Origin of the sequence: Chachezhania sediminis, from assembly GCF_009765275.1 — a bacterium.
Classification (GTDB): Bacteria; Pseudomonadota; Alphaproteobacteria; order Rhodobacterales; family Rhodobacteraceae; genus Chachezhania; species Chachezhania sediminis.
Genome location: NZ_VOPH01000002.1, coordinates 510655 through 525517 on the forward strand (window position 1 = coordinate 510655; position 14863 = coordinate 525517).

At 65.5% G+C, this 14863-nt stretch carries 13 protein-coding genes; 8 read left to right on the forward strand and 5 right to left on the reverse strand.

All coding sequences use genetic code 11. The features are described 5' to 3' along the window. The 3 genes from pcaF to FQK05_RS07320 are packed head-to-tail and all read left to right on the forward strand — an operon-like array spanning position 1 to position 3093. Positions 1-1197 (forward strand): 3-oxoadipyl-CoA thiolase, encoded by a 1197-nt coding sequence (pcaF, locus tag FQK05_RS07310; protein WP_158965263.1) that lies wholly within the window; start codon positions 1-3, stop codon positions 1195-1197. Next, positions 1194-2507, forward strand: a complete 1314-nt coding sequence (gene paaK, locus FQK05_RS07315) for a phenylacetate--CoA ligase PaaK (protein ID WP_158965264.1) — start codon at positions 1194-1196, stop codon at positions 2505-2507. Before pcaF ends, paaK begins: the two co-directional genes overlap by 4 nt. A gap of 16 nt (positions 2508-2523) precedes the next feature. Next, positions 2524-3093 carry a TetR/AcrR family transcriptional regulator gene (locus FQK05_RS07320; protein ID WP_158965265.1) on the forward strand — a complete coding sequence of 190 codons (570 nt, stop codon included), beginning with the start codon at positions 2524-2526 and terminating at the stop codon, positions 3091-3093. Positions 3094-3158: 65 nt separating this feature from the next. Here FQK05_RS07320 and FQK05_RS07325 read toward each other — a convergent pair whose 3' ends face one another. Further along, entirely contained in the window at positions 3159-3977 is an 819-nt protein-coding gene (locus FQK05_RS07325; protein ID WP_158965266.1) for a sulfotransferase family protein, read from the reverse strand. Between the two features lie 145 nt (positions 3978-4122). On the opposite strand from FQK05_RS07325, the gene FQK05_RS07330 reads away from it, so the two are divergent. Further along, entirely contained in the window at positions 4123-5700 is a 1578-nt protein-coding gene (locus tag FQK05_RS07330; protein WP_158965267.1) for a DUF5928 domain-containing protein, read from the forward strand. Between the two features lie 41 nt (positions 5701-5741). Here the strand turns inward: FQK05_RS07330 and FQK05_RS07335 are convergent, their stop codons facing one another. Further along, positions 5742-6386 carry a DUF1523 family protein gene (locus tag FQK05_RS07335; protein WP_158965268.1) on the reverse strand — a complete coding sequence of 215 codons (645 nt, stop codon included), beginning with the start codon at positions 6384-6386 and terminating at the stop codon, positions 5742-5744. 157 nt (positions 6387-6543) lie between these two features. On the opposite strand from FQK05_RS07335, the gene smpB reads away from it, so the two are divergent. From smpB to FQK05_RS07350, 3 genes are all read left to right on the forward strand, one after another. Continuing rightward, complete coding sequence (gene smpB / locus FQK05_RS07340) at positions 6544-7020, forward strand: SsrA-binding protein SmpB (RefSeq protein ID WP_158965269.1); 477 nt, start codon at positions 6544-6546, stop codon at positions 7018-7020. Positions 7021-7288: 268 nt separating this feature from the next. Then, the gene (gene sseA, locus FQK05_RS07345; RefSeq protein ID WP_158965270.1) at positions 7289-8146 is read left to right on the forward strand and encodes a 3-mercaptopyruvate sulfurtransferase; all 858 of its coding nucleotides are present in this window, start codon (positions 7289-7291) and stop codon (positions 8144-8146) included. A 23-nt stretch (positions 8147-8169) separates the two neighbouring features. Then, positions 8170-9354: an amino acid aminotransferase gene (locus FQK05_RS07350; RefSeq protein WP_158965271.1), complete on the forward strand. Its 1185-nt coding sequence runs from the start codon at positions 8170-8172 to the stop codon at positions 9352-9354. On the opposite strand, the gene FQK05_RS07355 is transcribed toward FQK05_RS07350, so the two are convergent. The 3 genes from FQK05_RS07355 to FQK05_RS07365 form a co-directional block, all read right to left on the reverse strand. Continuing rightward, a complete protein-coding gene (locus tag FQK05_RS07355) occupies positions 9351-9989 on the reverse strand; it encodes a glutathione S-transferase family protein (RefSeq protein WP_158965272.1) in 639 nt (212 codons plus the stop codon). The two genes, FQK05_RS07350 and FQK05_RS07355, sit on opposite strands and share 4 nt — an antisense overlap. Positions 9990-10070: 81 nt before the next feature. Further along, complete coding sequence (locus tag FQK05_RS07360) at positions 10071-11402, reverse strand: ammonium transporter (protein ID WP_158965273.1); 1332 nt, start codon at positions 11400-11402, stop codon at positions 10071-10073. A 31-nt stretch (positions 11403-11433) separates the two neighbouring features. After that, positions 11434-11772, reverse strand: coding sequence for a P-II family nitrogen regulator (locus FQK05_RS07365; RefSeq protein ID WP_158965274.1), 339 nt, complete (start codon positions 11770-11772; stop codon positions 11434-11436). Between the two features lie 269 nt (positions 11773-12041). Here FQK05_RS07365 and FQK05_RS07370 point away from each other — a divergent pair, with 269 nt between their 5' ends. Next, positions 12042-14438, forward strand: coding sequence for a transglycosylase domain-containing protein (locus tag FQK05_RS07370; RefSeq protein ID WP_158965275.1), 2397 nt, complete (start codon positions 12042-12044; stop codon positions 14436-14438). The last annotated feature ends 425 nt before the right edge of the window (positions 14439-14863 follow it).

A 14863-nucleotide genomic window follows, 5' to 3' on the forward strand; every position in this document is an offset into this window, starting at 1 on the left:
ATGACCAACGCTTATCTCTGCGACGGTATCCGTACCCCCATCGGCCGTTTCGCCGGTTCCCTGTCCAGCGTCCGTCCGGACGACATGCTGGCCCACGTGATCAAGACCGTGGTGGCCAAGTATCCCGATCTGGTGGTGGACGAGGTGCTTATGGGCTGCGCCAACCAGGCGGGCGAGGACAACCGCAACGTGGCCCGCATGGCGGTGCTGCTGGCGGGCCTGCCGGACACGGTGCCGGGCGGCACGATCAACCGCCTGTGCGGATCGGGCCTGGATGCCGTGGGCACCGCCGCGCGCATGATCCGGAACGGCGAGGCCGACGTGGTGATCGCCGGTGGCGTCGAAAGCATGAGCCGCGCGCCCATGGTCATGCCCAAGGCCGACAGCGCGTTTTCGCGCAAGGCGGAAATCTATGACACCACCATCGGCTGGCGCTTCATCAACAAGGCGATGCACAAGGCCTATGGCACCGACTCCATGCCGGAAACGGCCGAAAACGTCGCCACCGATTTCCAGATCAGCCGCGAGGACCAGGACGCCTTTGCCTATCGCTCGCAGGCCCGTGCCGCCGCGGCACAGGACAGCGGTCGCCTGGCGCGCGAGATCGTGGCGGTGACCATCCCGCAGCGGAAGGGCGATCCCAAGGTCGTCGACAAGGACGAGCATCCCCGCCTGACCTCGGTCGAGAAGCTGGCCGCGCTGCCGGCGCCCTTTGCCGAAAACGGTTCGGTCACGGCGGGCAACGCCTCTGGCGTGAACGACGGTGCCGCGGCGCTGATCATCGCATCCGAGGCGGCGGTCGAGAAGTACGGGCTGACCCCGATTGCCAAGATTTCCGGCATGCAGACCGTGGGCGTGCCGCCGCGGATCATGGGGATCGGGCCGGCGCCCGCGACGCAGAAGCTTCTGGAGCGTCACGGCCTGAGCGTGGGCGACATCGGCACCTTCGAGTTGAACGAAGCCTTCGCCTCGCAGTCGCTGGCCGTGATGCGCCAGTTGGGCCTGCCGGATGACGCCGACCACGTGAATCCCCATGGCGGGGCCATCGCGCTGGGGCATCCCCTGGGCATGTCCGGCGCCCGCATCGCGCTGAGTGCCGCGATCACGATGAAGGACAACGACATGGACCGCGCCGTCGCCACGATGTGCATCGGCGTAGGCCAGGGCATCGCGCTGCTATTGGAGAGAGCCGCATGAAAGACCTGACACCCCCGCGGGACACCCTTGACCCGATCGAGATCGCAAGCCGCGACGAGATCTCTGCCCTGCAGCTGCAGCGCCTGAAGTGGTCGGTTCGGCACGCCTATGACAACGTGCCGTTCTACCGGGAGTCCTTCGACAAGGCGGGGGTGCATCCGGACGACCTGAAGGACCTGGCCGATCTGGCCAGGTTCCCCTTCACGGCAAAGCAGGACCTGCGCGCGAACTATCCCTTCGGGATGTTCGCCGTTCCCCGGGAACAGGTGAAGCGCATCCATGCCTCGTCCGGGACGACCGGCCAGCCCACCGTGGTGGGCTATACGGCCAATGATCTGGATGTCTGGGGCGCCGTCGTCGCGCGGTCGCTGCGTGCTGCCGGGATGCGCCCCGGGGACATCCTGCACAACGCCTATGGCTATGGCCTGTTTACCGGCGGTCTGGGTATCCATCTGGGCGCCGACCACCTGGGCCTGACGACCGTTCCGGTGTCGGGCGGCATGACCCAGCGCCAGGTCCGCCTGATCGAGGATTTCGGCGCCAAGGGGATCACGGTCACGCCCTCCTATGCGCTGTCGATCCTGGACGAATACGCGGCGCAAGGCCTGGATCCGCGGAAGTCGCCGCTGGAAGTCGGCATTTTCGGGGCCGAACCCTGGACCAACGCGATGCGGAGAGAGATCGAGGACGCCTTCGACATGAATGCCGTCGACATTTATGGCCTGTCCGAGGTGATGGGCCCCGGTGTCGCCTGCGAATGCGTGGAGACGAAGGACGGCCTGCATATCTGGGAAGATCACTTCTATCCGGAGGTCATCGACCCGGTGACGGGAGAGGTGCTGCCGGATGGCGCAACCGGTGAGCTGGTCTTCACGTCACTGACCAAGGAAGCCTTTCCGATCATCCGCTATCGCACCCGCGACCTGACGCAGCTTCTGGCAGGATCCGCCCGGTCGATGCGGCGGATGGAAAAGATCACCGGCCGGTCCGACGACATGATCATCCTGCGGGGCGTGAACGTCTTTCCGACCCAGATCGAGGAACAGCTTATGTCGGTCGACGGGCTGGCACCGCATTTCCAGATCGAACTCAGCCGGCCCGACCGGATGGACGTGCTGACGGTCCTGACCGAGGCGGTCGAGACCCACAGCCAGGCCGAGGCTCGAGATGCGGCCGCAAAGGACCTGGCGCATCGGGTGAAGGCGACCGTCGGGATCTCGATCCGGGTCCTGGTTGCCGATCCGGGCGGGGTGGAACGCAGCCAGGGCAAGGCGGTGCGCATCGTCGACAACCGGCCCAAGAGCGACTGAGCCGGGGAGGGCGGCCTTGGCACGCGGACTGGCCCGGGACCACGAGGAGAAACGCGCAAGCCTGCGGAACGGGGCCGCGGCCTATTTCGCGGCCCATGGCTATGACCGTGCGTCCATGACGGGCGCGGCGCGGTCGGCCGGTGTGTCGAAGGCGTTGCTCTACCACTACTACGACAGCAAGGAAGCGCTGCTTTACGACATCCTGCACACCCATCTGGCCGAACTGGCCGCGGTGGTCGAGGCTGCCCGGCCCGACGGTCTGCCGGGCCTGATCGCGGCAGTGCTGGACGCCTACGAGGATGCGGACGCCGCCCACAAGCTGCAGCTGGAAGCGCTGGAGGCGCTGCCGGACGAGATGCAGGCGCCGCTTCTGGCGCTGCAGCGGCAACTGGTGCGCGACATGGGCGACGCGGTCCGGGCCGAACGCCCGGATCTGGAACCCGACCGGGTGCGCGCCGCGACGATGTCGGTCTTCGGCATCCTGAACTGGGTCTACATGTGGCACCGGCCGGGCCGGGGGCTCAGCCGTCAGGACTATGCCGTCCTTGCCGCCGATTTCGTCCGTGGCGGACTGGCGGCGATCTGACCGGACACGTTGATCGGACCGGGCCGCGAAGACGATTCAAATCGGCTTCGCGGGAGGTCGCCCGGTCAGTCTCCCAGCTTGGCGTGAACCTCGTCCAGGTCGATTTCGCCCACGGGCATCTTGTTCGACGGATCTTCGAAGTCGTACTTGAACAGGTCGAAATCGCGTTTGTAGATCTCGTACATCATGTGCATCGACAGATCGTCGAAGTAATCCTCGACCGGGTGCGCCCGCTTTGGCCCGTGCCCTTCGCTTTCGTTGAAGCGCGGGATCTGGTCCAGGTCGACCTTGTGCGGCGTCTCGATCGCGTCCAGCACCGACTGCATGCCGGGATTGAAATCCTCGGTCCAGAAGATCCTGTCGTAGCGCCCGCCGTTGACAATGAAGGTCGACACGTGGCCCGACATCGCGGACCAGTGGATGTCCGGCTCCATCGGGCGCCGCCAGCGGATGGTGTCGCGGGCGAACAGAAGGAAGCGCCGGAACGATTCGATCTGGTCGAATTCCTGCTTGCCGTCGTCGCCGCCGACCTCGATCCCGTAGCGATAGATCAGCGTCGGCACCAGGTTGCCGCGATACCGCTTGCCGTTCCGCTGTATGCCGCAGATCTTGTCGAAGAACGAGGACAGGATCCGCGTGTACGGATTGCGCACGCAGGTGAATGCGTAGGTGTTCTGCGCCTGGACGTTCCGTGTGATCAGGTCCTGGCTTTCGGTCACGGACCACTTGTGCATGCCCTCGCGGGCGTCGTGGATGTCGCCGTCGAAGAACCGGCCGTGGTCGGAATAGAACATGATCTGTCCGATGGTCGAACATGCGCATTTCGGAACGACCCGATAGACCATGCTTTCGGATTCGGTCATCCAGGTTCCGGGAAAACCCATAGTACTCTGCCTCCTCGCCCAGTGTTGCCGTATTATGCTTGGGGAGCCGAGGGCCAGTTGAAAACAAATTTACCGGCGTTCTTCAATTGCCAATCGCACTTGTCATCGCGTACGGCAGAATAATCGTTGTTTGCCGGGGTCCGTCGTGTCGAAAATCGCTTATATCCTTCTTTGTCACAAGGAACCGGAAGCGATCATCCAGCAGGCGCAGCGGCTGACGGCAGTAGGCGACTACATGTCGATCCATTTCGACGCGCGTGCCAAGCCGGAACACTATGCCACGATCCGCAAGGCCCTGGACGGCAATCCGAACGTCACATTCGCCCACAAGCGGATCAAGTGCGGCTGGGGCGAATGGTCCCTGGTCCAAGCCTCGCTCTACGCCATCGAAAGCGCGGTCGAGGCCTTCCCGCGCGCCACCCATTTCTACATGCTGTCGGGCGATTGCATGGCGGTGAAGACCGCCGAATACGCCCATGCCTTCCTGGATGGCGACGACTGCGATTACATCGAAAGTTTCGATTTTTTCGAAAGTGACTGGATCAAGACCGGGATGAAAGAAGACCGGCTGATTTATCGCCACTGGTTCAACGAGCGCACCCAGACATGGCGTTTCTATACCGCGCTGGAGCTGCAGCGCCGCTTCAAGCTGACCCGCGAGGTGCCCAAGGATATCCAGGTCATGATCGGCTCGCAATGGTGGTGCCTGCGCCGCCGCACCGTCGAATGGATCCTGGATTTCACCCGCAAGCGCCGGGACGTGATGCGCTTCTTCCGTACCACCTGGATCCCGGACGAGACGTTCTTTCAGACGCTGGTCCGTCACCTTGTGCCAGAGCGCGAGATCCGCACCCGCACGCTGACCTTCCTGATGTTCTCCGACTACGGGATGCCGGTCACCTTCTACAACGACCACTATGACCTGCTGGTGGGGCAGGATTTCCTGTTCGCGCGCAAGATCAGCCCCGAGGCGGCAGAACTGCGCGCCCGCCTGGGCCGGCTTTATTCGGCCGAGGACGTGACCTTCCAGGTCTCGAACGAAGGCCGCGATCTTTACCCGTTCCTGACCGGCCGCGGCCGGATCGGCCGCCGCTTCGGCGCCCGCTTCTGGGAGACGGAAGGATCGCTGGGCCGCGACCGCGAGCTGATGATCGTCATCTGCAAGAAATGGCATGTCGCCAAGCGCCTGCTGGAGCGGATCCGCCAGGTCACGAACGTGCCGGCGGTCGAATACCTTTTCAACGAGGAAGCGACGCCGCTGCCGGACCTGGGCGGCATCCAGACAACGCTGGAAAAGCGCACCCGCCACCGGCGTGCGCTGATGCGGATGCTGTTCGAGTATTTCGAGAACGACCGCATGATCATCTGCCTCGACCCCGCCAGTTTCGACCTGCTGGAGGATTTCTATGGCGACCGGTCGGTGACGAGGATGCTGGACGTCCAGTGCGATTTCTCGGACGATTACCTGATCGGCCATGCCAAGCGCGTGGGCCTGGCGGGCGAACATACGTCGTCCGCGACGCTGGAGCGGATCCTGCCCACCTTGCGGAACGACCTCGCCTACGAGGCCGACCGCATCCGCGACGGGGATTTCGACCGCTTCAATCGCATTCGTCAGTCCGACAGCGTCGACAAGATGGCGGAACGGATTGCGGATTTCCTGTCGATCCCGCTGGAATCTGCGCTGGAAATCGCGCGGACCGATCACCTGTTCGCAGAATAGGCCAGGGCAGCGGACCTCGCGGCCCGCGCGCCCGGGCCGGATCAGGTCCGCCGCCGGTCCCGCCAGTCGCGATAGTCGCGCCGTTTGTCGCGGAACCACAGGCCCAGATCTATGAACCAGTCGTCGATCCGGTCCAGCACCGGGTCGATTCGCCGCTCCCGGAACCGGCGCCACCGCCGCCACAGCGCCACCATGATCATCACGAATCCTGCGATGAAGATGATGTTGAACCAGTTGATGACCTTGTGGTCCGGGCTGTCGACCGCCCAGACCTTGACGGCATTGGGATAGAGCGAGCGTAGATTGAACCGCCAGCCATAGTAGCGCACCAGCACCCATTTCGGCGCCTCCGCGGTCGAGACCATGGATTGCGCTTTGGCCTGCAAATCGGCCGAGTTGAACTTGAAGTAGGGCGGCCAGTGCCAACCGGTGTCCTGGTTGCGATAGACGCGCGGCTGCCCGTTGGGGCGGATCGCGTTGATCATGTAGACGTCGGCCGTGTTGTCCTGCCCGACCTCGCCCCCGGTCGAGACGGTGGACCAGAACCAGGAATTGCCTTCGAAATTCACCCGCTTGATATCGGTGCCGGTGATCTGAACGACATCGTGCCGCGGCAGGGTGTACCACAGGAACACGGCGATGACGCTCCAGATCAGAAGCGTGAAGAACCATTTGATGTAGAACATGTCTGGCCCCCGGGCTGCCCCTGTTCGTGCGCGTTTTCGTTCGCCTGTGCTTGCCCCAGATGAAGGCGGCGGATCCGGGATGTCAACGCGGCGCGGTTGCATCCGTTCCGTTCAAGGACCTTGCGGCGGGGCGCCGGGCAGCCTACATCCAGCCGCCATGGCACAGGGCAAGTCGGATCCGAATTACAGGGTGATCGCCGAGAACCGGCGTGCGCGTTTCGATTATGCGATCGAAAGCGATATCGAGTGCGGCATCCTGCTGGAAGGCTCCGAGGTGAAGTCGATGCGCGCCCATGGCGCCAACATCGCCGAAAGCTATGCCATGGTCGAAAACGGCGAGCTGTGGCTGACCAACAGCTATGTCGCGCCCTACGAGCAGGCCAAGACCTTCGGCCACGAGGAGCGCCGCAAGCGCAAGCTTCTGGTGTCGCGGAAGGAACTGGCGGATCTGTGGAACGCGACCCAGCGCAAGGGCATGACCCTGGTGCCGCTGGTGATGTACTTCAACCACCGCGGCATCGCCAAGATCAAGCTGGGCGTGGCCAGGGGCAAGAAGAACCACGACAAGCGAGAGACCCAGGCCAAGCGCGACTGGTCGCGGGACAAGCAGCGCCTGCTAAAGGAAAACCGCTGAGATCCGGCCACATGCCGGCCGTCGCCGTGGGGGGCGCTGCCCCCCGCCCGCCCGTTCCGGGCGGACTCCCCCCGGAGGTATTTGTGAAGAGAAGAAGGGTCGGGCGCGCCCCTGGCTTCTTCTCTTCGAAAATACTCCCGCCGGAGGCGGTCCGCGGTCTGCAGTAAGACCCGTTTTCGGAAGGAAGGCGCATACCTTGGCGCGGCTTCGCCTTGTCAGCCTCTGCGTCAATCTGTAACCAAGCTGGAAACGCCTTAGGGAGGGTTCCATGCAGGACGATCCGACGACTCTCGTCTCCACCGAATGGCTTGCAGCCCATCTGAAGGATCCGGACCTGCGGGTGCTGGACGGTTCCACCTATCTGCCCGGTGCCGGCCGCGACGGAAAGGTGGAATACGGGGCCGCGCATATTCCGGGGGCGCGATTCTTCGACATCGACGACATCTCGAACCATCGCTCGGACCTGCCGCACATGGCGCCGCCGGCCGAGAAGTTCATGTCGCGCCTGCGCGCCATGGGCGTGGGCGACGGCCACCAGGTGGTGGTCTATGACGGGTCGGGCCTGTTTTCGGCGGCCCGTGTCTGGTGGCTGTTCAAGCTTATGGGCAAGACCGACGTGGCCGTACTGGACGGCGGTTTCCCCAAGTGGCAGGCCGAAGGCCGCCCGGTCGAGGACATGCCCCCTGTGGTGCGGGACCGGCACATGACCGCGCGGGTCCGGAACGCGCTGGTCCGCGATGTGACCCAGGTCAGCCAGGCGATTAAGCTGGGCGATCACGAGATCATCGACGCGCGCTCGGCCGAGCGGTTCCGGGGCGAAGTGCCCGAACCGCGGGCCGGCCTTCGGTCCGGGCATATCCCGACCTCGAAGAACGTGCCCTATACCACGCTCTTGAACGGCGATGGGACGATGAAGTCCCCGGATGAGATGCGCGCAGTGTTCGAGGCTGCCGGCGTCGACCTGTCGAAGCCCGCGATCACCACATGCGGGTCGGGCGTCACCGCCGCAGTCCTGTGTCTGGCGATGGAGCGGATGGGCAAGCCCGACTATGCGCTTTACGATGGGTCCTGGACCGAATGGGGTGCCTTCCCGACGCTGGCGGTCGAGACCGGGCCGGCGCGTTAAGCCGTCCTTCTGGAGATACGGACATGTTCGAAGCCCTGCCGGTTCAGCCGGTCGATCCCATCCTTGCGCTGATGGAGGCCTATGGCGGCGACACGCGGCCCGGCAAGATCGACCTGGGCATCGGTGTCTATCGCAACGCGGCCGGCGTCACGCCGGTGATGCGCGCGGTCAAGGCGGCCGAGGAACGGCTGTGGCGCGAGCAGGAGACCAAGTCCTATATCGGCTTCCTCGGCGACGCGGCCTTCAACGACGCGATGACCGGGCTGGTGCTGGGCGATGCGATCCCGCGGGCCAACGTGGCCGCAGCGGCGACGCCCGGCGGCACGGGCGCCGTGAGGCAGGCCTTCGAGGCGATCCAGGCCGCCAATCCGGTGGCGCGTGTCTTCATCAGCGATCCGTCCTGGGTGAACCATGCCTCGATGCTGGACCACCTGGGCCTGGCGCGCAGCTATTACCGCTATTTCGACCCGGAGACTCGGGGCGTGGCTTTCGACGCGATGATGGCGGACCTGCAGGCGGTGAAGGCGGGCGATGTCGTGCTGCTGCATGGTTGCTGCCACAACCCGACCGGCGCAGACCTGAACCCGGTGGAATGGCAGGCGGTGCGCGACCTGATCGCAGACCGCGGCGCGCTGGCGATGATCGACCTGGCCTATATGGGCCTTGGCGACGGGGTCGAGGAGGATGCGGCGCTGGTGCGGGGCATGGTTTCCGGCCTGCCGGAGTGCCTGATCGCGGTCAGCTGTTCCAAGAACTTCGGTCTGTACCGGGACCGCGCCGGGCTGCTGATTGCCACGGCACAGGATCCGGCGCTTCAGGGCCGGCTGAAGGGCACGCTCGCGCACCTGAACCGGCAGAATTTCTCGTTCCCGCCGGACCATGCGACGCGGACCGTTTCGACCATCCTGCAGGATGACGCCCTGCGCGCCGACTGGCAGGCGGAACTGACCGAGATGCGGGGCCGCATCAACGGCGTGCGCCGGGCGCTGGCAGACGAACTGCAGCGGCTGACCGGGTCCGACCGGTTCCATTTCCTGGCGCAGCACCGGGGCATGTTCTCGCGCCTGGGGGCAACGCCGGACCAGATCCGCTATCTGCGGGATGAACATGCCGTCTACATGGTGGGGGACAGCCGCATGAACGTGGCCGGCCTGACCGAAGCCGCCGTGCCGGTGCTGGCGCAGGCGATCGTCGACGCGGGCCTCTAGGCGCGCAGTTCCTCGTAGTCGACCATGACATGCTCCCGGTAGGCCGGGCGCTGTACCAGTCGCGTGTAGTAGTCCGCCAGCGCGGGCAGAGGCGCGCGGTCGGTGTCGATATCGAAATAGCGATGGAGGACGTGGCCGAACTGGATGTCGGCCAGGGTGAAGCTGTTGCCGGCCAGAAAGGGCGACTGCGCCAGCCGGGTGTCGGCGATGGCCAGGAACCGTTCCAGCGCGGTGACGGCCTGGCGGATAGCGTCCGGGTCCCGCTGTGCCGCGGGTGTGCGGACGACGCGCCAGAAGACGGGCGCGGTGAAGCCCAGGGCCACGTTGATCTTGGCCCATTCCGCCCAGCGGTCGACATCCGCCCGCGCCACGGGATCGACCGGCCAGAACGTGTCCCGGGCATAGCGCCCGGCCAGGTAGCGCAGGATCGCACCGGTTTCCCACAGGGGCGGATCGTCCCCGTCCTGAAGGACCGGAACCGTGCGGTTCGGGTTCAGCGCGGCGAAGGCAGGCGTGTCGGTGACGCCGTAGCGGTGGCCCGCATTGTGGCGGATGAAGGGCAGGTCCAGTTCGCCGATGCACCACATCAACGCCTGCACGTTGGACGATGTCCTGCGTCCCCAGACTGTCAGCATGTCCCCGATTCCGGAAGAGGTTCCATATAAAAAGCCCGGGCGCGAGCGCCCGGGCTGGAGTTTGGCTGATGGGAGGAGGTATCAGCCCTTGGAGAACTCCGGATAGGCTTCCATGCCCAGCTCGGCCATGTCGAGACCGTTGATCTCTTCCTCTTCGCTGACACGCAGGCCGAAGATGGCCTTGATCAGCAGCCACAGGACCAGGCTGACCACGAACACGAAGGCGCCGATGGCCACGAAGCCGAAGATCTGGGTGCCGAAGCTGGCGTCCGCATTGGTCCACGCGACGATGAACGTGCCCCAGAAGCCGCAGATCAGGTGGACCGGGATGGCGCCGACGACGTCGTCGATCTTCATCTTGTCGATCAGCGGAACGGTGAAGACCACGATCACGCCACCCACTGCGCCGATGATCAGCGCCTGGAACAGCGACGGGGCCAGCGGTTCTGCAGTGATCGACACGAGGCCGGCCAGCGCGCCGTTCAGCACCATGGTCAGGTCGGCCTTGCCGTAGGCCAGCTGGGTCAGGATCATCGCGGCGATCGCACCGGCAGCAGCGGCCATGTTGGTGTTGGCGAAGATCCGGCTGATGTCGGCGACGTCACCTGCGGTGCCCATGGCCAGCTGCGAACCGCCGTTGAAGCCGAACCAGCCCAGCCACAGGATGAACGTCCCCAGGGTGGCCAGCGTCAGGTTCGAACCGGGGATCGGGATGACCTTGCCGTCCTTGTTGAACTTGCCGATCCGCGGACCCAGGACGATGGCGCCGGACAGGGCCGCAAAGCCGCCAGCCGCATGCACCAGGGTCGAGCCTGCGAAGTCCTGGAAGCCCATGGCGTCCAGCCAGCCGCCGCCCCATTTCCACGACGCTTCGATCGGGTAGATAAAGCCGGTCATGAAGACGCAGAACAGCAGGAAGGGCCACAGTTTGATGCGCTCGGCCAGGGTGCCCGACACGATGGAGCAGGTGGTGGCGCAGAACATCAGCTGGAAGAAGTAGTCCGAACCGACCGACGCATAGCTGAGATCGGTGTCGGTGGCGGCAACGCCCACCGGTTCCAGCGTGGTCATCGAGAAGGCGCCGAGATAGCCCGCGATCGACCATCCGTCGCCCGGGTACATCAGGTTGTAGCCGACGGCCCAGTACGCGATGGCCGCGATGCCGAACAGGGCCACGTTCTTCAGAAGCTGCATCGCCACGTTCTTGGAACGGACAAGGCCTGCTTCCAGCATGGCAAAGCCTGCGGCCATCCACATCACCAGGAAACCGGCAACGAGGAAAAGGAAAGTGGTCAGGATATACTGCGTTTCGGGCGACACCCCGGCCGCCGGCGCTTCGGCATCCTGGGCCAGCGCCAGCACCGGCAATGCCGTAAGCCCGGCCGCCAGCGCGAATGTCTTCAGGTGTTTCATTGTCCGTGTTCCCCTTGGTCCCTGTGCCGCCTTACAGCGCGTCGTGGTCGGTTTCGCCGGTGCGCACCCGCACGGCCTGTTCGACGTTCAGCACGAAGATTTTCCCGTCGCCGATCTTGCCCGTGCGCGCCGAAGTGGAGATCGTCTCGACGACCTTGTCCGCCATGCTGGCCGGCACGACGACCTCGAGCTTGATCTTCGGTACGAAGTTCACGGCGTATTCCGCACCGCGATAGATTTCCGTATGTCCCGACTGGGAACCGAATCCCTTGATTTCGGTAACCATCAAGCCGCCGACACCGGCCTCGGTCAGCGCCTCGCGGACCTCCTCCAGCTTGAAGGGCTTGATCGTTGCGATAACGAGTTTCACGTCGCTTCCCCTTTTCTCCTTTGACCCCATCTCGGCCGTGTGGGGCCGTGGCGATTGCATACGCATTCATGCCGACGCCGCAGGGAAAGATGAGCCGTCGCGCGCCTCCAAACGGCCCTCCCCCGGAGATTGTGCGCATTTTTTGCACAGAAAATGGAAATCGATTACGAATTGATCGATCTTGGAATGCACCTGCAGAATCCGCGGTCTCAACAATCCGGTCGGAACAGGTTATGGTGAACGCAACAATAAGCCGGGCAGGGCAGAGCATGACCGATTCATCCAGAGCGACACCGCCGCTCAGGGCCGAACGCCGCGGCAGCGGCGCGCCCGACGGGCAGTTGCGCGCCACGCGCGGTCAGACGTCGTCGGCGGCCGGCGGGGCTGCGCCGGGCAAGGGGCCGAGGAGACCCGGGAACGGGCAGAAGCCCGCGCCGAAGCCGGCACCGAAAAGCGCACCGAAATCAGCGGCCAAGACATCTGCAAAGCCGCCGGCCAAGGCCGGGCGGCGATCCGGTGGGGGCGGCGGAAGCGGCAATGGTGGCGGCAAGGGCGGCAGCGGGGGCCGCAAGAGGGGCGGCGGGGCGCGCAAGGGCCCGCTGGCCACGGTCGGCCGGGCCATCGGCCGGTTCTTCGGTTTCATCCTGCGGGTGATCTGGGGCTTCTTCTGGCGGATCTCGCTGATCATGGCGGCGATCATCGGGATCGCCGTGGCCTATGTGTATGCCACGCTGCCCGACGCGTCGGACCTGTTGGACGGGCGGGCCCGCGGATCGGTCACGATGCTGGACCACAATGGCGATGTCTTCGCCTGGCGCGGCGATCAATATGCCGGCGCGGTGACGGTCGAGCAGATGTCGCCCTATATGGGCGAGGCGGTCGTCGCGACCGAGGACCGGCGATTCTATTCCCACTTCGGCGTCGACCCGCGCGGCATCGCCAGCGCCGTGGCGATCAACCTGCGCGAAGGGCGCGGGCCGCTGTCGGGCCACGGCGGGTCGACGATCACCCAGCAGACCGCCAAGCTTCTGTGCCTGGGAGAGGATTACGATCCGTCCACCGGCCAGACCGAGGCCGAATTCGAGGCCGCCTGCCGCGAGACGACGATGGTGCGGAAGGTCAAGGAAGCGATCTTCGCCATGGCGATGGAGGCGAAGTACACCAAGAACGAGATCCTGACGATCTACATGAACCGGGCCTTCCTGGGGGCGGGCGCTCGCGGATTCGAGGCGGCATCGCGGCGGTATTTCGACAAGTCCGGCGCCGACGTGACCCCGGCCGAGGCCGCGATGCTGGCGGGCCTTCTGGTGGCGCCGACGCGGTATGCGCCGACGGCCAGCCTGGAACGCGCACAGCGGCGCGCCTCGGTCATCGTGGGACTGATGGAGGATCAGGGCTATCTGACCAAGGCCCAGGCCGAAGAGGCGCGGGCGCATCCGGCGGTCCTGTCGGAAGCCGCGGCCGCGCGGGCGGGCGGCTATTTCGCCGACTGGGTGATGTCGACGGGCCCGGATTTCTTCACCCGGAAGACGACCGAGGACGTGATCATCCGCACCACGCTGGACCCGCATGTCCAGGCCGCGGCGGAAGAGGCGATGCAGATCATCTTCCAGGAGAAGGTTTCGCCCGAATCCCAGGCGCAGGCGGCGATCGTGGTGATGTCGCCCGATGGCGCCGTGCGCGCCATGGTCGGCGGGCGCGAAACGCGCGTGTCGGGCGCCTTCAACCGGGCGACGCAGGCCGTGCGGCAGCCGGGGTCGTCGTTCAAGCCCTTCATCTATGCCACCGCGCTGGAACTGGGCTATTCGCCGCTGGACACGGTGGTGGACGAACCCTTCTGCATGAACATCCCGGGATCGGGGCAGTGGTGCCCCGACAACTATACCCACAAGCACTATGGCCGTGTGACGCTGACAGAGGCGCTGAAGAAGTCGCTGAACATCCCTGCGATCAAGATTTCGGAGAGCGTGGGCCGGGACATGGTGAGGAAGGTCGCCGGCGATTTCGGCATCGCAAGCGACCTGGCCGATGGTCCGTCGCTGGCGCTGGGCGTGTCGGAAAGCACCCTGCTGGAGATGACCGGCGCTTTTGCGGGTATCCTGAACGGCGGATCCTCGGTCACGCCCTACGGGCTGGAGGAACTGCGGCTGCAGGGCGACGATGCACCACTGATCGGGGCGTCCGGCGGGATGGGCGAACGCGTGATCCGGCAGGAAGCGGCCGAGCAACTGGTCTGGATGATGGAAAAGGTCGTGTCCGAGGGTACCGGCGGGCGCGCGAAGCTGCCGGGCTGGGAAGCGGCGGGCAAGACCGGGACCAGCCAGTCGTCGCGGGATGCCTGGTTCATCGGCTTCACGGCGGATTACGTGACCGGGGTCTGGATGGGCTATGACGACAACTCGCCCCTGAAGGGCGTCACCGGCGGTGGCCTGCCGGCCGAGATCTGGCGCGAGACGATGATTCGGGCCGAGGACGGCCGGACGCCCCGGCCGCTGCCGATGCGGGCACCGGAAGGAGCCTCGCAGGCGCGGGATCCGGATGCGACGACGGCCGGTGGGGCGCCGCAGGGCAGCATCGCGCAGGGTGTCGACAAGGTGCTTCGGAGCCTGTTCGGCGGCGATGTCGGGGCTGGCAGCACAAGCGGGTTCCAGGGCGGAGACCGCTGAGGCTTTGCGCTGGCTGGAGCGGGGGGGCGCTGCCCCCGTCCGCCCCTTCGGGTCGGACTCCCCCGGAGTATTTGTGAAAAGAAGAAGCGGCGGGCGCGCCAGGTTGTGGGCGGCGCGGCCGTTTTCCTGCGTTCGGGCGCGGTCTGCCATGCGGCAGGCCCGGATGACGCTGGCGATGCGCACACGGTCATCGGCGAAGGGGCCGGCCCGGGCTGCGTGGTGTCGGGCCCAGCCTGCGCCATCTGTGTAGCGGCTCTTCATCCCGGAGAACGGACAACGGCAGGAGTTTGCCCGGATGAGGGGGTTCTCGAAGCGTTCGATGCCGGGGACGCCGAGGATGGCCGTCACCACGGGGCCAGGCTTCGATGGCGGTCGAATCGTGGCGGCTTCGCGATATTGCCACGGGCTTGCCCAGATTGTGCCGG